The 17,618-nt window shown below is 71.5% G+C and carries 19 protein-coding genes; 8 read left to right on the top strand and 11 right to left on the bottom strand.

Annotation, left to right across the window (positions count from 1 at the left end; all coding sequences use genetic code 11):
• The first annotated feature begins 14 nt into the window (after positions 1–14).
• Positions 15–239, top strand: coding sequence for a hypothetical protein (locus ACFQU3_RS09805; RefSeq protein ID WP_385909145.1), 225 nt, complete (start codon positions 15–17; stop codon positions 237–239).
• 209 nt (positions 240–448) lie between these two features.
• Positions 449–778, top strand: coding sequence for an Lsr2 family protein (locus tag ACFQU3_RS09800; RefSeq protein WP_385909143.1), 330 nt, complete (start codon positions 449–451; stop codon positions 776–778).
• A gap of 92 nt (positions 779–870) precedes the next feature.
• Here the strand turns inward: ACFQU3_RS09800 and ligD (ACFQU3_RS09795) are convergent, their stop codons facing one another.
• Both ligD (ACFQU3_RS09795) and ligD (ACFQU3_RS09790) read right to left on the bottom strand, forming a co-directional pair.
• Positions 871–1,755 carry a non-homologous end-joining DNA ligase gene (gene ligD / locus ACFQU3_RS09795; RefSeq protein WP_385909517.1) on the bottom strand — a complete coding sequence of 295 codons (885 nt, stop codon included), beginning with the start codon at positions 1,753–1,755 and terminating at the stop codon, positions 871–873.
• The gene (gene ligD / locus ACFQU3_RS09790; protein WP_385909141.1) at positions 1,755–2,702 is read right to left on the bottom strand and encodes a non-homologous end-joining DNA ligase; all 948 of its coding nucleotides are present in this window, start codon (positions 2,700–2,702) and stop codon (positions 1,755–1,757) included. Before ligD (ACFQU3_RS09790) ends, ligD (ACFQU3_RS09795) begins: the two co-directional genes overlap by 1 nt.
• A gap of 18 nt (positions 2,703–2,720) precedes the next feature.
• On the opposite strand from ligD (ACFQU3_RS09790), the gene ACFQU3_RS09785 reads away from it, so the two are divergent.
• Together ACFQU3_RS09785 and ACFQU3_RS09780 are read left to right on the top strand one after the other, a co-directional pair.
• Positions 2,721–3,695, top strand: coding sequence for a Ku protein (locus tag ACFQU3_RS09785; protein WP_385909139.1), 975 nt, complete (start codon positions 2,721–2,723; stop codon positions 3,693–3,695).
• Positions 3,696–3,823: 128 nt separating this feature from the next.
• The gene (locus ACFQU3_RS09780) at positions 3,824–5,050 is read left to right on the top strand and encodes an acetyl-CoA hydrolase/transferase family protein (RefSeq protein WP_385909137.1); all 1,227 of its coding nucleotides are present in this window, start codon (positions 3,824–3,826) and stop codon (positions 5,048–5,050) included.
• A gap of 167 nt (positions 5,051–5,217) precedes the next feature.
• On the opposite strand, the gene ACFQU3_RS09775 is transcribed toward ACFQU3_RS09780, so the two are convergent.
• From ACFQU3_RS09775 to ACFQU3_RS09755, 5 genes are all read right to left on the bottom strand, one after another.
• The gene (locus ACFQU3_RS09775; protein WP_385909135.1) at positions 5,218–6,015 is read right to left on the bottom strand and encodes a sugar phosphate isomerase/epimerase family protein; all 798 of its coding nucleotides are present in this window, start codon (positions 6,013–6,015) and stop codon (positions 5,218–5,220) included.
• A gap of 73 nt (positions 6,016–6,088) precedes the next feature.
• Positions 6,089–7,018 (bottom strand): Ppx/GppA phosphatase family protein, encoded by a 930-nt coding sequence (locus ACFQU3_RS09770; protein ID WP_385909133.1) that lies wholly within the window; start codon positions 7,016–7,018, stop codon positions 6,089–6,091.
• Between the two features lie 33 nt (positions 7,019–7,051).
• Positions 7,052–7,786: an ABC transporter permease gene (locus tag ACFQU3_RS09765; RefSeq protein ID WP_385909132.1), complete on the bottom strand. Its 735-nt coding sequence runs from the start codon at positions 7,784–7,786 to the stop codon at positions 7,052–7,054.
• Positions 7,783–8,550 carry an ABC transporter ATP-binding protein gene (locus ACFQU3_RS09760; RefSeq protein ID WP_385909515.1) on the bottom strand — a complete coding sequence of 256 codons (768 nt, stop codon included), beginning with the start codon at positions 8,548–8,550 and terminating at the stop codon, positions 7,783–7,785. Before ACFQU3_RS09760 ends, ACFQU3_RS09765 begins: the two co-directional genes overlap by 4 nt.
• The gene (locus ACFQU3_RS09755; RefSeq protein WP_385909130.1) at positions 8,550–9,179 is read right to left on the bottom strand and encodes a TetR family transcriptional regulator; all 630 of its coding nucleotides are present in this window, start codon (positions 9,177–9,179) and stop codon (positions 8,550–8,552) included. Before ACFQU3_RS09755 ends, ACFQU3_RS09760 begins: the two co-directional genes overlap by 1 nt.
• A 139-nt stretch (positions 9,180–9,318) precedes the next feature.
• On the opposite strand from ACFQU3_RS09755, the gene ACFQU3_RS09750 reads away from it, so the two are divergent.
• The 4 genes from ACFQU3_RS09750 to ACFQU3_RS09735 all read left to right on the top strand — a co-directional run bounded on the left by ACFQU3_RS09750 (position 9,319) and on the right by ACFQU3_RS09735 (position 12,613).
• A complete protein-coding gene (locus tag ACFQU3_RS09750) occupies positions 9,319–9,678 on the top strand; it encodes an SPW repeat protein (protein ID WP_385909128.1) in 360 nt (119 codons plus the stop codon).
• 139 nt (positions 9,679–9,817) lie between these two features.
• The gene (locus ACFQU3_RS09745; RefSeq protein WP_385909126.1) at positions 9,818–10,645 is read left to right on the top strand and encodes a hypothetical protein; all 828 of its coding nucleotides are present in this window, start codon (positions 9,818–9,820) and stop codon (positions 10,643–10,645) included.
• Positions 10,645–11,334 (top strand): class I SAM-dependent methyltransferase, encoded by a 690-nt coding sequence (locus ACFQU3_RS09740; protein WP_385909124.1) that lies wholly within the window; start codon positions 10,645–10,647, stop codon positions 11,332–11,334. The genes ACFQU3_RS09745 and ACFQU3_RS09740 overlap by 1 nt, the downstream gene beginning before the upstream one ends.
• Before the next feature lie 166 nt (positions 11,335–11,500).
• Positions 11,501–12,613 carry a flavin-containing monooxygenase gene (locus ACFQU3_RS09735; RefSeq protein WP_385909122.1) on the top strand — a complete coding sequence of 371 codons (1,113 nt, stop codon included), beginning with the start codon at positions 11,501–11,503 and terminating at the stop codon, positions 12,611–12,613.
• A 21-nt stretch (positions 12,614–12,634) separates the two neighbouring features.
• Here the strand turns inward: ACFQU3_RS09735 and ACFQU3_RS09730 are convergent, their stop codons facing one another.
• The 4 genes from ACFQU3_RS09730 to panD form a co-directional block, all read right to left on the bottom strand.
• A complete protein-coding gene (locus tag ACFQU3_RS09730) occupies positions 12,635–14,263 on the bottom strand; it encodes a LuxR C-terminal-related transcriptional regulator (RefSeq protein ID WP_385909120.1) in 1,629 nt (542 codons plus the stop codon).
• Positions 14,264–14,519: 256 nt separating this feature from the next.
• Entirely contained in the window at positions 14,520–15,404 is an 885-nt protein-coding gene (gene nadC / locus ACFQU3_RS09725) for a carboxylating nicotinate-nucleotide diphosphorylase (protein WP_385909119.1), read from the bottom strand.
• Positions 15,401–17,176, bottom strand: coding sequence for an L-aspartate oxidase (locus tag ACFQU3_RS09720; RefSeq protein ID WP_385909117.1), 1,776 nt, complete (start codon positions 17,174–17,176; stop codon positions 15,401–15,403). Before ACFQU3_RS09720 ends, nadC begins: the two co-directional genes overlap by 4 nt.
• A gap of 12 nt (positions 17,177–17,188) precedes the next feature.
• Positions 17,189–17,611, bottom strand: coding sequence for an aspartate 1-decarboxylase (panD, locus tag ACFQU3_RS09715; RefSeq protein ID WP_385909115.1), 423 nt, complete (start codon positions 17,609–17,611; stop codon positions 17,189–17,191).
• Positions 17,612–17,618: the final 7 nt, after the last annotated feature.

The following is a 17,618-nucleotide window of genomic DNA, read 5'->3' as shown; positions in this document are numbered from 1 at the left end:
GAAGGCGTGAGAAAATGCCGTTCATGGAATCGCTCCTGCCCTACGTGCTCGCCCTCGTCCCGACGATCGGGGTGGGCACGCTCTTCTACTTCGTCATCAAGAGCATCCTCGAGGGCGACCGCCGCGAGCGCCTGGCACAGGCCCGGTGGGAGGCCGAGCACGACGGGCGCGAGCGCCACGGGAAGACAGGCTCCCCCACGCCCGGGACGACTCCGCAAACACCGTCGGCCGACGCCTGAACAATTGCGGCAAACGGCTTCGCCTGCCGGCCGCCGAGGCTTTTCCGGACCACTCTCACGAGCGTGATGTATGGCAATTGTCGTCACGAATCCGTGTCATTCCATTGACCGAAATGCATTCCTGAGCGGCTGCATGTAAATTGATCTCGCCCGCGAGCTCCTATTCGCGGATAACCCCCTCCAAAACCGACAACTGCAGATGGAGAAACATGGCTCAGCGTGTCGAAGTGGTGCTGATCGACGACGTCGATGGTGGAAAGGCTGCCGAGACGGTGACCTTCGCCCTCGATGGCGTCTCGTACGAGATCGACCTGTCCGACAAGAACGCCCGTAAGCTGCGCGACGACCTCGCGACGTGGACCGGGCACGCACGTCGTGCAGGTTCGGCCAGGGCTGCCGGCTCGCGTCGCCGGGCCGCCTCCCCCAAGCGTGCCGATCTCGGCGCCGTCCGTGAGTGGGCCCGCGCCAACGGCCACAACGTCTCCGACCGCGGCCGCATCTCGGCCGACGTCCAGGCCGCCTACGACAAGGCGCACTGACGACACGGTCACCGACAGAGGGCCCGGCATCCACGTGGTGCCGGGCCCTCGGTCGTCGCCAGGCGCACCCGCCGGCGCGGGTCTCGGAGCCGTCAGCCGGTGATCTCCGCCGCGAGGTCGCCGTCGCGGTCGACCCGGTCGAGCACCTCGTCGGCCGTCAGCTGGACGAGCTCGCCACCGCCGGCACCCGACTCGATCTCGTCCCACGACCGCGGCGCAGCGACCGTCGGGGCCTGCCGCCCCCGCAGCGAGTACGGGCAGACGGTCGTCTTGGCGGCGACGTTCTGGCTCCAGTCGAGGAAGATCTTGCCCGGCCGCAGCTCCTTGGCCATCTTCCAGACGATGAGGTCGGGGTGCTGCTTGGTCAGCTCCTGCGCGAGCTGTTGCACGGTGTCGCGGATCTCGTCGCTCGTGTGGGTCCCGGGCAGGACGGCATACAGCTGGAGACCCTTGCTGCCGCTGGTCACCGGGATGGTCTCGAGTCCGATGCGCCCCAGGCGTTCCCGCACGATGAGCGCGACGCGGGCGCACTCGGCTAGCCCGGTGCCGGGCCCCGGGTCGAGGTCGATGACGAGCCGGTCGGGACCCAGGGCCTCCGCATCGCGCCCGTCACCCGCGTAGCGCCACTGGTGGACGTGCAGCTCGAGCGAGTTGAGGTTGGCGAAGTAGGTGAGGCCGGCGAGGTCGTCGATGAGCGGGAACACGGGGTCGCGGCCGGCGCGGCGGATCCACGACGGGGTGCCGGCCGGGATGTTCTTCTCGAAGAACTGCATGTCACCGACCCCGTGCGGGAAGCGGATTCGCGTCACAGCCCGGTCGCGCAGGTGCGGCAGGATCACCGGCGCGATGCGGGCGTAGTAGTCGATGACCTGTGCCTTCGTGGTGCCGGTGGCGGGGTACATGACCTTCTCGAGGCTCGACAGCTTCATCCGGCGGCCGTCGACCTCGACCGTGACCTTCGGCGCCTCGTAGGGCATCACTCACCATCCCCGTGGTCGTCGACGTCACCGGGCGTGAGGTCGCTGCGCAGGCCCTTGTATGCCGGCTGGCGCAGTCTGCCCTGTCCGCTGAGACCCAGCGACTGGACGTCGACGACGAGCACCGGGTGCACCCACGTCGCGCCGTTCGAGTCCTCGGCCGGAATTACTGTGGCAAAAGGTGATTCGGATGCCGACAGTGGCTCGAGGTCGCGCAGGAGCGCCTGTCCGGTCTTGCCCGCCAGACCGGCGCCGACCCGTCCCAGGAAGCGCAGTCCGGCCGGTCCCGGAACGCCGACGAGCACTGAGCCGAGGCGCCGCGACCCCGACCCCGCGGCCTCGGGCCGCCACCCGCCGATGACGACGGACACCGTGCCGCGGTGCGGCGACTTGAGCCAGTGGGGCGAGCGCTGGCCCGGGACGTAGGGCGAGTCGACGCGCTTGGACACGATCCCCTCCAGGCCCTGCTCCTTCGTCGCGGCGTGCAGCGAGGCGCCGTCGGCGAAGGTCGGCGGGGTCTGCCAGCGCCGGCCGCCCAGCTCGAGCCGCTCCAGCGTCGAGCGCCGGTCGGACCACGAGCGCGCGCAGAGGTCCACGCCGTAGAGGCGCAGCAGGTCGAAGGTCATGAGCGTCACGGGTGCCTGCTCGGCGAGCAGCGCGGCCCGCCTGGGGTCGGTGACATGGAAGCGCTCCGCCATCGCGGCGAAGGACGGAACGCCGTCGCGAAGCGACACGATCTCGCCGTCGACGAGCATGTCGGCGTACTCGTCGGCCAGTCGACGCAGCTCGGGAAAGGCGACCGTCACGTCGCGTTCGGTGCGCGAGAAGAGCCGCATGCCGCCGTCGCAGACGTCGACCAGGACGCGCATCCCGTCCCATTTCACCTCATGCTGCCAGCGGTCGCCGACAGGAATGGTCGACGTTGGCGTCGCGAGCATGGGGCGCATGGGTGCATTCTTGTTCTCATGCGAGCCATCTGGAAAGGCGCCGTGTCGTTCGGCCTCGTCAATGTGCCGGTCCGACTGTTTTCGGCCACGGAGAACCACGACGTGCAGTTCCGGCAGGTCCACGAGAAGGACGGTGGCCGTATCAAGTACCAGCGCGTCTGCTCGATCGACGGCGAGGAGGTGCCCTACTCCGACATCGCCAAGGGGTACGAGGCTGCCGACGGGCAGATGGTCGTGCTGACCGACGAGGACCTCAAGAGCCTTCCCTCGCGGTCGTCGAAGGAGATCTCGATCGAGAAGTTCGTGCCGTCCGAGCAGATCGACCCGCTGCTGTTCGACAAGAGCTACTACCTCGAGCCCGACAAGACCGGCCTGAAGCCCTACGTGCTCCTGCGCGACGCTCTCGAGAAGGCCGACCGGATGGCTCTCGTCACGGTGTCGGTGCGCACGCGCATGACCCTCGCGGTGCTGCGGGTGCGGGAGGGCGTCATCGTGCTCCAGACGCTGCTCTGGTCGGACGAGGTGCGCAAGCCGGAGTTCGAGTCGCTGTCCGAGGACACCCACGCGACGTCGAAGGAGCTCGCGATGGCGGCCTCGCTCGTCGACTCGCTGTCGGGCGACTACGAGCCCGACGAGTTCGAGGACGACTACTCCGAGGCCGTGACGCAGCTCGTCGCGACGAAGATCGAGGGCGGTGACATCACGGAGACGCCCGAGGCCAAGGGTGAGGAGACCGAGGTCGTCGACCTGCTCGCCGCCCTGCAGCGCAGTGTCGACAAGGCCAAGGCGGCCAAGTCGGGCGGCTCGTCCGGCTCCAGCGCCTCGGGCGACTCGGGCGACTCGGGTGACTCGGGCGACTCGGCCGCGTCGTCCGCGAAGAAGTCGACGTCGAAGACCGCCGCGAAGAAGTCCACGACCAAGAAGGCTGCCACGAAGAAGACGACCGCCAAGAAGTCGACGACGAAGAAGGCGGCCGCGAAGAAGGCCAGCTGACCCAACTCCTTTCTCGGGCCCGACGCAGACTCCGGCGGGGACTCCGGCCACGCGCGACGCGGGGCGACCTGCGTCACGCCACACGGCATACGGCCTCGGGGAGTGCCGTGTCGCGCGAGGATGAGGACGTGCGGACGGCGACGATCGACGAGCTCATCCAGCGACTCTCGATGCTTCCCGGGAACCCGCGGGTCGTCGTCAGCGGCAACCACGCGGTCCCCTGGGAAGCCGTGCGAGCCCTGGACGCGGCACAGCCCACCTACGTCCTGCACGCCCTCAACGCGCCGGCCGGGCTGCCCGAACGCCCGGGCGTGACCGTCGAGACGTGCTTCGTCGGACCGGGCATGCGTCGCCACCCCGGGCTGCGCTACGTGCCGTCGCGGCTCTCGCTCGTGCCGCTCCTCTACGCCAGGGCCCTCCCGCCGGATGCCGTCGTGCTCCACTGCGCGCCACCCCGTGACGGCCTGCTCAGCCTCGGCGTCGAGGTGAACGTCCTGCCGGCGGCGCTCGAGGCGTGCCGTTCGCGGGGCGGGCTCGTCGTGGCGGTCGTCAACCCACGGATGCCCTACACGTTCGGCGACGCGCAGGTGCCACTCGAGCACGTCGACGTCGTCGTCGAGGTCGAGCAGGCCCTCGCGTCGCCGGGAGCGACCCCGACCGACGCCGACAGCCGGGCCATCGGAGAACGCGTCGCCGCGATGATCGGCGACGGCGCGACGCTCCAGCTCGGGATCGGGGCCGTGCCGGACGCCACGCTCGCCGCTCTCACCGTCCGTCGGGGGCTCCGCCTGTGGACCGAGATGTTCTCCGACGGCGTGCTGGCTCTCGACACGGCGGGCGCCCTCGACCCGCACCACCCCCTCGTGACGTCCTTCTGCTTCGGCTCCCCCGCTCTGCACGCGTGGCTCGACGGCAACCCGCGGGTGCGGATGATGCGGACCGAGCGCACCAACGACCCGGCCCTCATCGCCCAGCAGCGGATGATGACGTCGGTCAACACGGCCCTGGAGGTCGACCTCTTCGGACAGGCCAACGCCTCACGCATCAACGCCCGCATCCACTCCGGCTTCGGCGGGCAGACCGACTTCATCGTCGGCGCGTTGCACTCACCGGGCGGGCAGTCGTTCATCGCCCTGCGCTCGTGGCACCCGCGGGCCGACGTGTCGACGATCGTGCCGCTCCTCGACGAACCTGTGACGAGCTTCCAGCAGAGCGCGATCGTCACCGAGCACGGCATCGCGCCGCTGTGGGGCCGCACCGAGAGGGAGCAGTGCCGCGACCTCATCGAGGAGTGTGCGCACCCGAACGTGCGCGACGACCTCTGGGAGGAGGCTGCGGCCCTCGGCCTCGCCTGACCGAGGACGTATGCCGTCCGGCTCGCCGGGTGGCCGCCCTGCCCCCGCCGCCGCGCCCCTCCCCCGCAACACACCGAGAAACCGGTGACGCACCGGGTTCCGACCGCGGTGAGTCGGGGGTTTCTCGGTGTGTTGCGGGAACGGCGGTCGGCGGGCGGGTGGTTGCGTCAGATGCGGCTGGCGCCGCGGGTCGGCACGAGGGCGAGCCGCGCGAAGGCGAGCGCCTCGGCGAGGTCGAGCTCGCGCTGGTCGCGGCCGGACTTGCGGGTCGAGACCTCGACGACGACGTCGCCGCTCCAGCCGCTGTCGGCGAGGTGCTCGAGGACCTCGGCGCACGGCTGGGTGCCACGCCCCGGCACGAGGTGCTCGTCGAGGAACGAGCCGAGACCGTCGGCGAGGTGCAGGTGCGCGAGCCGCGGCCCCAGCGCCTGCGCCATGGCGAGCGCGTCGGAGCCCGCCGTCGCGGTGTGCGACAGGTCGAGCGTCACGTTGTCGTACGGCTGGTCGACCGGGTCCCAGTGCGGCGAGTAGGCCATGACGTCTCGACGCGCCGTCCGCCACGGGTACATGTTCTCGACGGCGAGCCGGATCCCCGACTCGTGCTCACGGTGCGCGACCCCGTCGGCGAACTCGGCGGCATACTCCCTCTGCCAGCGGAACGGCGGGTGCAGCACGACGGTGCCCGCGCCCACATCCAGCGCGAGGTCGATGGAGCGGTCGACCTTGCCCCACGGGTCGGTGCCGAGGACTCGCTGGGTGAGCAGCAGCGTCGGCGCGTGCACCGAGGCGATCGGCAGCCCGTGCAGCTCGGACAGGGCCCGCAACGCACCGGGCTCCTGCGTCACCGGGTCGGTCCACACCATGACCTCGATCGCGTCGTAGCCGAGCCGCGCGGCTGTCGCGAAGGCGGTCGCCGCGTTGCCCGGGTAGAGCGAGGAGGTCGAGAGGCCGACCCGGATCGTCATGCGGCCATTCTGCGCCACGACCGCGGGGCTGGCTCGGGGCCGCCCGTGGAGTGGTTGTGACCCCGGGCACCGGTCAGGTCGTCAGGTGGTCGAGACGCCGGAGGATGAGGCCCTCGCGCAACGCCCAGGGGCAGATGTCGACCTGCTCGACCTGAAGCAGGTCGAGAGCGGCCTCCGCGACGAGCGCGCCGGCATACAGCTGGTGGGCCCGGCCCACGGACACCCCGGGGAGCCCCGCTCGCGCGGCGGAGTCGAGGTCGGCGAGTCGGCCCACGATGCCGCGGAGGTCGTCTCGCGTGAGCGAACGACGCACGAAGGGCCCGTCGTCGCGCGGTGCTGCGCCGGCGATGCGTGCGAGCGAGCGCATCGTCTTCGAGGTCCCGACCGCACGGTCGGGCACGCCTGACCGAAGCAGCGGGCGCACCTGCTCTGCGAGGGTTGCGCGCACGTACGAGCGCAGCTCACGTGCGGCGGCCGGGGTGGGCGGGTCCTGGGGCAGGCGCTCGCGGGTCAGGCGGCCGGCACCCAGCGGCAGGCTGAGCGCGACGTCCGGCTCCTCGTCGAGCCCTGCCGCGAGCTCGAGAGACCCGCCCCCGATGTCGACGACGAGCAGCCGGCCGCTCGACCAGCCGAACCAGCGACGCACCGCGAGGAAGGTCATGCGGGCCTCGTCGGGGCCGCTCAGCGCCTCGAGCTCGATGCCGGTCTCGTCGCGGACCCGCGCGATGACCTCGTCACCGTTCGGCGACTCGCGCAGGGCGGAGGTCGCGAAGGCGAAGAGGTCGCTGACGCCCTGGTCGTCGGCGACGACGAGGCACTCACCGAGGAACGCGACGAGCCGGTCGGCCGTCTCGTCGCCCACCCGGCCGTCGGTGCCGAGGCTCTCGGAGAGACGCAGCTCGGTCTTGTGCGAGAAGGCGGGCAGCGGCTGCGCGCCGGGGTGGGCGTCGACGACGAGCAGGTGGACCGTGTTCGACCCGATGTCGATGACGCCCAGACGCATGCCCCAACCCTAGTGACGGGCCGCCGTATGCCGTCAGGCGGAGCGGCGGCTCAGCGTCAGCGAGGCGAGGGCGAGGGCGACGGCGATGAAGCCGGCGACGATGCCGAGGTCGGTGAGCACGGCGGTGACGGGGTCGGCGTTGCGGGCGATCTCCTTCATGGCATCGACGGCGTAGGACAGGGGCAGCACGTCGGAGAGCCACTCGAGGACGGTCGGCAGCTGGTCGCGGGGCGTCAGCAGCCCGCAGAGCAGGAACTGCGGAAGCACGAACGCCGGCATGAACTGCACCGCCTGGAACTCGGTCCGCGCGAAGCCGCTCGCGAGCAGGCCGAGCGCGGTGCCGAGGACGGCGTCGAAGACGGCGACGACGATGAGGAGCCAGAGCGGTCCGGCGACGTCGAGGTCGCAGACCCAGACCGCGAATGCCGTTGCCACGAGGGCCTGCACGACGGCGAGCGCTCCGAAGGCGACGGCATACCCGAGCATGAAGTCGCCCTTGCCCATGGGCGTCGTCAGGAGCCGCTCGAGGGTGCCGGACTGGCGCTCGCGGAGGGTCGCGACGGAGGTGACGATGAACATGACGATCATCGGGAAGACCCCGAGCAGGGCGGGGCCGATGGCATCGAAGACGGGCGTGCCGTCGTAGATCCAGGCGAGCAGGCCGAGCAGCACGCAGGGCACGACGATGATGAGCCCGATGGTGCGGTGGTCGGTGCGTACCTGGCGCAGGACGCGGCCCGACGTGGCGGCGGTGAGTCCGGCGTTCACGAGGCACTCCTCTCCCTGGTGCCGGCGGACCGGGCGGTCTCGGCGTCGATGAGGGCGAGGAAGGCGGCATCGGCGTCGGGCGCGCCGGTACGGGTGAGCAGCTCGTCGGGCGTGACGTCGGCCAGCACCTCACCCTCGCGGAGCAGTACGAGGCGATCGCACCGGGTCGCCTCGTCCATGACGTGGCTCGACACGAGGAGCGAGTGTCCGCGCTCGGCCAGGTGGCGGAAGAGGTTCCACAGGTCGCGGCGCAGGACGGGGTCGAGGCCGACGGTCGGCTCGTCGAGGACGAGGAGCGTGGGCCGGCCGACGAGGGCGGCTGCGAGCGAGACACGCGACTCCTGCCCGCCGGAGAGGTCCTGGACGAGCTGGTCCGCGTGCGAGGTGAGGTCGACCTCGGCGAGGGTGCGGTCGACGGCCTCGCGCAGCTCGGTGCCCCGCAGCCCGACCGCGCGACCGAAGTAGCCGACGTTGTCGCGGACGCTGAGGTCGGCGTAGACGCTCGGGCTCTGGGTGACGTAGCCGACCTCGTCGCGCAGGACGGGCGAGCCGGCCGGGTGTCCCAGCACCGTGACGGTGCCCGACTCGATGATCTGCACCCCGACGACGCACCGGATCAGGGTCGACTTGCCCGATCCCGACGGCCCGAGCAGCCCGACGACCTGGCCGGCCGGAACCTCGAGATCGAGACCGGGGATGACGCGGCGCCTCCCGCGCACGACCCTCAGACCGCTGATGGCGACCGCCGGTCCATTGGTATTCATCATGTGATGAAATCTACTCCGGTGCGGGGCTCCGTGTCCACGAGATGGTGCTGGAGCACCGGGCCGATGCTCTCGACGAGCTGCTCGCGCGTCGCCTCGACCAGCGCCGGCACCCGGATCACGTATCGCGCGACGACCAGGCCGATCATCTGCGAGGCGGCGAGCGCCCCGCGCAGCTGCGGGTCGGACGCCCCGGTGCTCGCCGCGATGCGACCGAAGACCTCGCGCCCGAGGAACTCGCGCAGCATCCGCGCTGCCTCCTCGCTCGTCATGCTCGACCGCACGAGGGCCACGAGCGCGTCTCGGCGCTCGGGAGGCTCCCAGAGGCCGAGGAACGTCTCGACGATCCGCCAGCCCAGCCGGTCGACGTCGCCCGCGGTGATGCGCTCGATGAGCTCTGCGGGGTTCACCGGCACATCGAGCGTCTCGGCGAAGAGCGCGGCCTTGCCCTCGAAGTAGTGGTGCACGAGAGCGGGGTCGACGCCGGCCTCGCGGGCGATCCCACGAAGGCTCGTCTTGTCATAACCCTTGGCGGCAAAGGACTTTCGCGCCGCGTGGACGATCGCGGCCCGGGTGTCCTCCCCGCCGGGCCGTCTCCCCCGTGCCCTCGTCGCGTCGCGCGAAGCCATGGGGACACCGTATGCCGCCGGGCTCCTCCTCGGTCGCACTCACAGAACGTTGACCGGCCGTGCGTCCCGACCGACAATCAAGGTGTCCGGTCCGCCTGAGGATCGACGGACCCGTAAGTGAAAGAGGGTCGATCCGACCATGAAGCGTTGGACGCATCCCCAGGACGCCGTGCCTCTCATCGCCGGCATCTACGCAGCGTTGTCGCCCATGTGGACGACAACCACGAACCGGGCCACCACGACGATGGTCGTCCTCGGCGTCATCACGGCGCTCGTGGCGATCGCCGAGCTCGTGCGGCCCGACATGATCCCGCTCGAGGGCCTCACCGCCCTGATCGGTGTGGCGTTCATCGTCGCGCCGTGGGTCATGGGGTTCAGCGACACCCGCCCGATGGCGTGGACGGCCTGGATCATCGGCGCCGTCACCCTCATCGTCGGCGCCGCCGACCTCCAGGTCACCCGCATGCATCACCGCGACACCACGGCTACGTCGCACTGATCCGGTACAGGGGCGTGCGGGAGCCCGGGCCGACCGCGCCAGCGGCCCGGGCCACCGGCGCACCCGGGCGAGGTGGCGCGCCATCCAAGAGGTGGGCGGCGTTGACGCCATGGAAACGTCGGCGGCATAGGGTGAACCGGTGGCTGAAGCACCTCTGGACCTTCCTCGCGTCTGGGTCGAGTTCACCGACCCCGCGGACACGAACCAGCGCTACCGCTGCGACCTGACCTGGTTGACGAGCAGCTGGACGTGCATCTTCGGCAGCGGCTGCCAGGGCATCTACGAGGGCAGGCCCGACGACGGCTGCTGCACGCTCGGTGCGCACTTCACCGAGAAGGAGGACTGGAAGCGCGTCTCGAAAGCCGTCACGGAGCTCGGCGAGGACGAGTGGCAGTACCACTCCGTCGGCACCGCCACCGGCTCGAAGGACGACTGGACCGAGAAGGAGGACGGCGCCCGCAAGACGAAGGTCGTCGACGGCGCCTGCATCTTCCTCAACCGGCCGGGCTTCCCGGCGGGCGCCGGCTGCGCGCTGCACCAGCACGCCGTCCTCACCGGCGTCGAACCCCACACGCTCAAGCCCGACGTGTGCTGGCAGCTGCCGATCCGACGCACCTTCCGCACCGTCGAGCTGCCCGACGACACGAGCTACCTCGAGGTGACGATCACCGAGTACGACCGCCGCGGCTGGGGCCCCGGCGGCCACGACCTCGACTGGTACTGCTCGGGCAACTCCGAGGCGCACGTGGGCCGTGAGCCCGTCTACCGCTCCAACGCGCCCGAGCTCACCGAGCTGATGGGGCCCCTGGCGTACGCCGAGCTGGCGATCCGTGCCGAGGCGCACCTGGCGCAGGTCAAGGCCGTCCGCGCCAGGGGCGTGCGCAAGCTGCTCCCCCTGCTCGTCCACCCCGCCACCCTCGAGGCGCAGGCCGCGGCCGCGCCCCCGGCCACCCGGAAGCGGGCCTGATGAGCGAGGTCATCCCGTCGCCGAACATCTGGGAGACGCCCGACGTCTACGAGGTCGAGAACCGCGGTGTCGACCGCGCGCACGTCATCGAGGACGCGATCCGCTCGGTGCTCGACTGGTCCGGGCTCGACGTCGTCGACATCGGCTGCGGCACGGGCTACCACCTGCCGTACTTCGCGCGGGACGCCCGGACGGTCCTCGGCGTCGAGCCGCACCCGCCGCTGGCTTCCCTTGCGGCGGAACGCGTCTCGGGTATGCCGTCCGCCTCCGTCCGTGAGGAGGGCGCAGCGGCGATCGGGGTGCCGGACTCGTCGTTCGACATGGCGCACGCTCGCTGGGCGTACTTCTTCGGGCCGGGCAGCGAGCCGGGTCTCGCCGAGCTCGACCGGGTCATGCGCCCGGGTGGGGCGGCGTTCGTCATCGACAACGACGCCACGCGCTCGACGTTCGGGACGTGGTTCCGGCGGGCCCTGCCGAGCTACGACCCACGGGCCGTGGAGCGGTTCTGGGAGCGGCAGGGCTGGCAGCGCGAGCGGCTCGACATCCGCTGGGACTTCGACTCGCGCGAGGACTTCGAGGCGGTCGTCGGCATCGAGTTCGCACCCGACCACGCCGACCTCATCCTCGCCGAGCACCCCGACGCCACGGGCGTCGACTACGCCGTCAACCTCTGGTATCGCCGCTACTGACCGTCGAGAGGCCAGAAGTCGCGGCCTCCCCGCCGTCGAGGGGCCAGTTCTCGCGCTCGTGGTCATTTCGACCCATCGGCGCGGCCCCGCGAATGGTCATCGTGACCGACGCGGCGCTCCCTCGTGCCTTCCTACCGTGGCTGCACAACCCACGAGGAGGGACACCATGGAACACATCGAGACCGTCATCATCGGCGGCGGCCAGGCAGGACTGGCCACAGCCCGCGAGCTCGTCAGCCGCGGACACGAGTGCGTCGTGCTGGAGCGCAACAGCACCGTCGGTGACGGCTGGCGCCAGCAGTACGACTCACTTCGCCTCTACTCCCCGGCGCGGCACGACAGCCTGCCCGGCCTGTCGTTCCCCGGGGACCCCAAGGCGTTCCCCGGCAAGGACGACGTCGCGGCATACCTCCAGTCGTATGCCGCCCACTTCCGGCTGCCGGTCCGGCTCGGCGTGCGCGTCCAGCGGCTCGCGGCGGCGGACGGCGGCGACGGATTCGTGGTGACGACGGACAGTGGCTCGATTACCTGCCGCTCCGTCGTCGTCGCCACCGGCACCTTCGGGCGTGCGCCCCGCGTGCCCGAGATCGCGAAGGACCTCGACCCGTCCATCCTCCAGCTGCACTCGAGCGAGTACCGCCGCCCGAGCCAGCTCCGGGACGGGTCGGTGCTCGTCGTCGGCGCGTCGCACTCGGGGTGCGACATCGCGTACGAGCTCGCCGAGACCCGGCCGACCGTGCTCGCCGGTCGTGACTGCGGGCAGATCCCGGTGCGCTGGGACACCGGCGCGATCCACCTCGTCTTCCCGTTCCTGCTGTTCGCCTGGCGACACGTCATGACCCGACGCACGCCCGTCGGCCGCCGGATGATGGGCGAGATCCGAAACCACGGTGGGCCCATGCTGCGGGTCAAGCGCGAGGACCTGGCGGCCCGCGGGGTCGAGCGGCACACGCAGCGCGTCGTCGGCGTGACCGACGGTCTGCCCACCCTCGACGACGGCACCGTCGTCGACGCGGCCAACGTCATCTGGGCCACCGGCTTCACGCAACGCTTCGACTGGATCGACCTGCCGGTCATCGGTGACGACGGGTGGCCGCGGGAGTACCGCGGCGTCTCGCAGGACGTGCCCGGTCTGTTCTTCTGCGGCCTGGCCTTCCAGTACGCGTTCGCCTCGATGGTGCTGCCAGGCGTCGGTCGCGACGCCGCCTACCTCGCCGAGCGCATTGCGAGTCGCTCTTCGGAGCGGACTGGTCGCTCGGTAGCGCGGGCGCGAGCCTGAACCGTCAACGGCTGCAGCGACTCAGACGAGGTCGTGCTCGAATGCGAAAGCCGCTGCGCCAGTGCGGCTTCCGACGCCGATCTTGGTGAAGATGTTGCTGAGGTGGCGGGCGACGGTGCGGTCGCTGAGGACGAGCTCCGCGGCGATCTCGGCATTGCTCCGGCCCGCCGCGACGAGCCGGAGCACCTCGATCTCGCGCTCGCTGAGGCCCGCCGGGCGAGACCCGGGCGCGGTGAGCCGGTCGATCGCCTCGACGTCCGGGCGGGCCCCGAGGGCGGCGAACGCCTGGCGTGCAGAAGCGAGCGGCGTTCGGGCCGACTCGGCGTCGCCGAGGGCGATCAGGGCCCGGCCCGTCGCCGTCAGGGCCAACGCCGCCTCGTAGGGCATCTCGAGCGCGACCCATGCCTGGTGGGCTCGGCGGAGGTACGGCAGGGCGCCCGCCGGGTCGTTCGAGGCCAGCTCGACACGTCCCCACGCAGCAGCGGCGGACGCAGCGAGCACCTCGGAGCCGAAGGACGCCGCCAGGCCCTCGAGCTCGGCCGCGCACTCCCGGGCCGCATCGGTGTCGTGGACGGCGACGAGCACGTCGACGGCGGCCGGGAGCACGCGGCTGCGCGCCACCGACGGGCCCGGCTCGGCGAGGAGCCTGCGCACGGCGGCCACGGCCGCACCGTCGGCACCACGGGCCAGCCACAGCAGGGCGGCGCCGGGCTGCGGGTCGTAACCGTGCTCGGCGCTCAGCTGATAGGCGGCGTCGGCGCCGGCGAGGTCGCCGCGCAGCCGGAGCAGGTCGCCCCGCTCGCACGAGGCCTGGCCGATCGCAGCGGTCGAGCCCCCCAGCCGGTAGCGCTCGATCGCGGCCGACAGCTCCTCCAACGCCTCCCCCCACGCGCCCCGGGCCCGCATGAGCTGGCCGCGGTGCAGGGCGCACTGCCCTGTGAAGGCGACGAGGCCGGACTGGTCGACGCACCAGCGGTGCAGCTGGTGGGTCCACTCCGCGACCCGCCGGAAGTCCGACACCTCCTGGCAGCCCTCGATCGCGGTGCAGTAGACGTTGCCGAGGAGGATGGGCTCGAGTGCGTGGCTGGTCGCCTCGAGCATCGACTCGTCGAGAAAGGAGATGCCGTCGGGGATGCGCCCGCCGTAGATGGCGATCCGCCCCTGAGCGCACAGCCCGACGGCCACGAGGCCGGCGTCGCCGTGGCGTCGGCCGGCCTCGGTGGCGGCCTCGGCGCAGGCGAGGGCCTCGACGTATCGGCCCTGCCCGAGGTGGGTGAACATCCGCGAGAAGGTGAGGTAGCCCGCCTCCAGGCTCCCGTCCGGGAGGTCGGCGACGAGGCGTTCGCCGCGGGCCAGCCACGCCGACGCCGCGGAGTGGTCGCTCGTGACACGCAGGACCATGGACAGCCGGAAGGCGACACGCGCGGCTGCTGCCACCTCACCCGCAGCGGTCCACGCGTCGAACGCCCGGCGGAAGCGGTCGACCGCGTCGTCCCGGCGCCCGAGCAGCTGCGCGGCCGAGCCGGCTGACTCGAGGTCTTCGGGCGTCAGCCCATCGGGGTCGACGGCGGACCAGTGGGCGAAGGCGGACGCCCAGTCGCCGCGCTCGAACTCGGCCCTGGCGCGAAGCAGCTCGTCGACGACGCCCATGGCTCACCCTCCTCGAGTCGAAGGGTACGCGCGCAGGCGCACGCGCGAGCCGACATCGTCGAGAGACCAGCTCTCGCGTCCACCCAGCAGTCGAGGGGCCACCTTCGCCGCCCGCGGTCAGCAGGAACCACGGGCTTTGGCCTTTCAACGGGGATCGAGCAGCGGATGGTGGCCTCTCGACGGGGACGGAGCAGCCGATGGTGGCCTCTCGACGTGGGTCGAGCCGCGGATGGTGGCCTCTCGACGTGGGGGTGCGTCAGTCGACGAGGTCGAGGGCGATGTCGACGATGGGCGAGCTGTGGGTCAGGCCACCGACCGACACGAAGTCGACCCCGGTTCTCGCGTACTCGGCGACGACCTCGAGCGTCAGCCCTCCGGTCGCCTCGATCTCGACGGGTTCGCCGGCCGCGCGGAGCAGCTCGACCGTCTCGCGCAGCACGTCGACCGACATGTTGTCGCACATGATGAAGCGGGCACCCGCCTCGTACGCCTCCCGAGCCTCGGCCGGTGTCGTCACCTCGACCTGGACGTCGACGTCGGGAAAGCGCTCGCGCACCAGGGCGTACGCCGCGGCGACCGACCCGGCGGCGAGCTTGTGGTTGTCCTTGATCATGGCCACGTCGTAGAGGCCCATGCGCTTGTTCGTGCCGCCGCCGCAGCGCACGGCGTACTTCTCGAGCCACCGCAGGCCGGGCGTGGTCTTGCGCGTGTCGAGGACCATCGTCGAGGTGCCCTCGAGCGCGTCGGCCCAGCACCTCGTGTGCGTCGCGACGCCGGACAGGCGGCTCATGACGTTGAGGATCGTGCGCTCCGCGACGAGGATCACCTGGGTCGGTCCCTGCAGCCGAGCGATGACGTCGCCGCGTACCAGCCGGGCGCCGTCGTCGCTGACGACCTCGACCGAGGGCGCCTGGCCCCCGATCCGCTCGGCCACCGCGTCGAGCACGAGCCCGATGACGGGTACGCCCGCGACGACGCCGGGACCCCGCGCGACGATCTCCGCCGTACGCGTCTGGTCGGCGGGGATGGTCGCCAGCGTCGTCACGTCGACGCCCTCGGGACCGAGGTCCTCGCGCAGCGCCACGTCGACGAGGTCACGCGCCCACTCGAGCGGGAAGCCGCTCAGCCCTTCCGTCGTCACCGGCGTCCTTCCATCCGTGAGTCGTCCTGTGTCACAGCCTTCTCGGCGGCGGTGTGGTCGAGATCGAGACCGTCGAGGTTGGACCTCGGCACGGGCACGAGCTCGGCCGCCAGTGCGCCGTCGGCCGAGCGACGCAGGTGGATGTGGTGCAGGAACCGCTCGTCGTCGCGGTCGGGGAAGTCCTCGCGCACGTGACCGCCGCGGGTCTCCTCACGCAACGTCGCGGCATACGTCAGCGCCTGCCCGAGGTGGAGCAGGTTGGTCGTCTCCCAGCTCTTGGGACCGCCCATGCGGTCGGGGTCGGCCGTGGATGCGCGCTCCGCGACGGCAGCGAGCGTCGCCTGCGTGGCGGCGAGCGAGTCCGCCGACCGCACGGTGCCGGCTCCGGCCGTCATGGCCCGCTGGACGTCGAGCCGGCGCTTGCCGCGAACGAGCTCGGGCCCGCCGCCCGTCTGCACCGGGGTGGTCTCCGGGAGCTCGCCGGCACCGAGCCGCGCGGTGAGGTCGTCGGCGATCCGGCGGGCGAACACGAGCCCCTCGAGGAGGGAGTTGCTCGCGAGGCGGTTGGCGCCGTGTACCCCGGTGCACGACGTCTCGCCGCAGGCGTACAGGCCCTCGAGCGACGAGCGTCCCTCGAGGTCCGTACGGATGCCGCCGCTCGCGTAGTGCTGCGCGGGGGCGACGGGGAGCAGCTGCTTCGCGGGGTCGAAGCCGAGCTCGCGGCAGCGCTGGACGATGGAGGGGAACCGCTGCTCGAGGAACTCCGCGCCGAGGTGGCGGCAGTCGAGGTAGACGTGGTCGGCGCCGGTGTCGCGCATGCGGCGGATGATCGCGCGGGACACGACGTCGCGGGGAGCGAGGTCGGCGAGCGGGTGCTGGCCCTGCATGAAACGCTCGCCGGCCTCGTCGACGAGGAACGCGCCCTCGCCGCGTACGGCCTCGGAGATGAGTGGCTGCTGCCCGCGCGACCCCTCGCCGAGCCACAGCACCGTGGGGTGGAACTGGACGAACTCGAGGTCTGCGAGCACCGCCCCGGCACGGAGGGCGGCCGCCATGCCGTCGCCGGTCGCGACGGACGGGTTCGTCGTCGACGCGTAGATCTGGCCGAGGCCCCCGGTCGCGAGCACGACGGCACGGGCCTGCGCGGCACCGACGCCGTCGACCTGGCCCTCCCCGATGACGTGGAGCGTCACGCCGCAGACGCGTTGGGTCGCGTCGGTGAGCAGGTCGACGACGAGGGCGTGCTCGATGACCTCGATGCCCGGGTCGTCCCGCACGCGGTTGAGCGCGGCGATGAGGGCCCGGCTGATCTCGCGGCCGGTCGCGTCGCCGCCGGCGTGGAGGATGCGGTCGCGGTGGTGGCCCCCCTCACGGGTCAGCGACAGACCACCGGTGTCGCCGCGGTCGAACTCCGCTCCCAGGGCGATGAGGTCCCACACGGCATCGGTGCCCTCGCGCACGAGGGTCTCGACAGCCTCGACGTCGCAGAGACCGACGCCTGCGACGAGCGTGTCGTGGATGTGCTCGGCGGGGCTGTCCTCGGGGGACATGACGGCGGCGATCCCGCCCTGGGCCCATGCCGTCGACCCCTCGTCGAGCACCGTCTTCGTGACGAGCAGGACGCGCGCCACGCGTCGCCGCAGCCGCAGGGCCGTCGTGAGGCCGGCGATGCCCGACCCGACGACGATGACGTCGGCCGTCGTGGTCCAGCCCGGCGCGAGGGCGCGCAGCCGCCGCGGGACGGTCACGTCCGGGAGCCCACGTGGCGGCATACGGCTGGCCTCTCAGTCCTGGTACTCGTGGTGACGCTCCGTGACGGCGGAGGTCAGCAGACCGAAACCGTCCGGCACGTCCCCTGCATCGTGCCCCACCTCCACCACCCGGTTGTCGTCGTCGACGAAGACGACCTGCGGCTCGAAGGTGCGTGCCTCAGCATCGTCCATCGCGGCGTACGCGATGATGATGACCGTGTCACCGGGCGAGATGAGGCGGGCGGCCGCGCCGTTGATGCAGACGATGCCCGTGCCGCGCTCCCCCTCGATGGCATAGGTCGTCAGCCGGTTGCCGTTGTCGACGTCGACCACGTCGACCTGCTGTCCGGGCCACAGGTCCGCGGCATCGAGCAGGTCGCGGTCGATCGTCAGCGAGCCGACGTAGTGCAGGTCGGCCTGCGTCACGGTGGCGCGGTGGATCTTGGAGTGGAGCATGAAACGC

This window comes from Terrabacter sp. GCM10028922 (assembly GCF_042666095.1).
Taxonomy (GTDB): domain Bacteria; phylum Actinomycetota; class Actinomycetes; order Actinomycetales; family Dermatophilaceae; genus Terrabacter.
This window is presented reverse-complemented; position numbering and strand designations above follow the sequence as displayed.

Coding starts and splice junctions, on each gene's coding strand:
- ACFQU3_RS09805 (WP_385909145.1), top strand. CDS start 15: ATGCCGTTCATGGAATCGCTCCTGCCCTACGTGCTCGCCCTCGTCCCG.
- ACFQU3_RS09800 (WP_385909143.1), top strand. CDS start 449: ATGGCTCAGCGTGTCGAAGTGGTGCTGATCGACGACGTCGATGGTGGA.
- ligD (WP_385909517.1), bottom strand. CDS start 1,755: ATGCCCTACGAGGCGCCGAAGGTCACGGTCGAGGTCGACGGCCGCCGG.
- ligD (WP_385909141.1), bottom strand. CDS start 2,702: ATGCGCCCCATGCTCGCGACGCCAACGTCGACCATTCCTGTCGGCGAC.
- ACFQU3_RS09785 (WP_385909139.1), top strand. CDS start 2,721: ATGCGAGCCATCTGGAAAGGCGCCGTGTCGTTCGGCCTCGTCAATGTG.
- ACFQU3_RS09775 (WP_385909135.1), bottom strand. CDS start 6,015: ATGACGATCCGGGTCGGCCTCTCGACCTCCTCGCTCTACCCGGGCAAC.
- ACFQU3_RS09770 (WP_385909133.1), bottom strand. CDS start 7,018: ATGCGTCTGGGCGTCATCGACATCGGGTCGAACACGGTCCACCTGCTC.
- ACFQU3_RS09760 (WP_385909515.1), bottom strand. CDS start 8,550: ATGAATACCAATGGACCGGCGGTCGCCATCAGCGGTCTGAGGGTCGTG.
- ACFQU3_RS09755 (WP_385909130.1), bottom strand. CDS start 9,179: ATGGCTTCGCGCGACGCGACGAGGGCACGGGGGAGACGGCCCGGCGGG.
- ACFQU3_RS09750 (WP_385909128.1), top strand. CDS start 9,319: ATGAAGCGTTGGACGCATCCCCAGGACGCCGTGCCTCTCATCGCCGGC.
- ACFQU3_RS09740 (WP_385909124.1), top strand. CDS start 10,645: ATGAGCGAGGTCATCCCGTCGCCGAACATCTGGGAGACGCCCGACGTC.
- ACFQU3_RS09735 (WP_385909122.1), top strand. CDS start 11,501: ATGGAACACATCGAGACCGTCATCATCGGCGGCGGCCAGGCAGGACTG.
- ACFQU3_RS09730 (WP_385909120.1), bottom strand. CDS start 14,263: ATGGGCGTCGTCGACGAGCTGCTTCGCGCCAGGGCCGAGTTCGAGCGC.
- ACFQU3_RS09720 (WP_385909117.1), bottom strand. CDS start 17,176: ATGCCGCCACGTGGGCTCCCGGACGTGACCGTCCCGCGGCGGCTGCGC.
- panD (WP_385909115.1), bottom strand. CDS start 17,611: ATGCTCCACTCCAAGATCCACCGCGCCACCGTGACGCAGGCCGACCTG.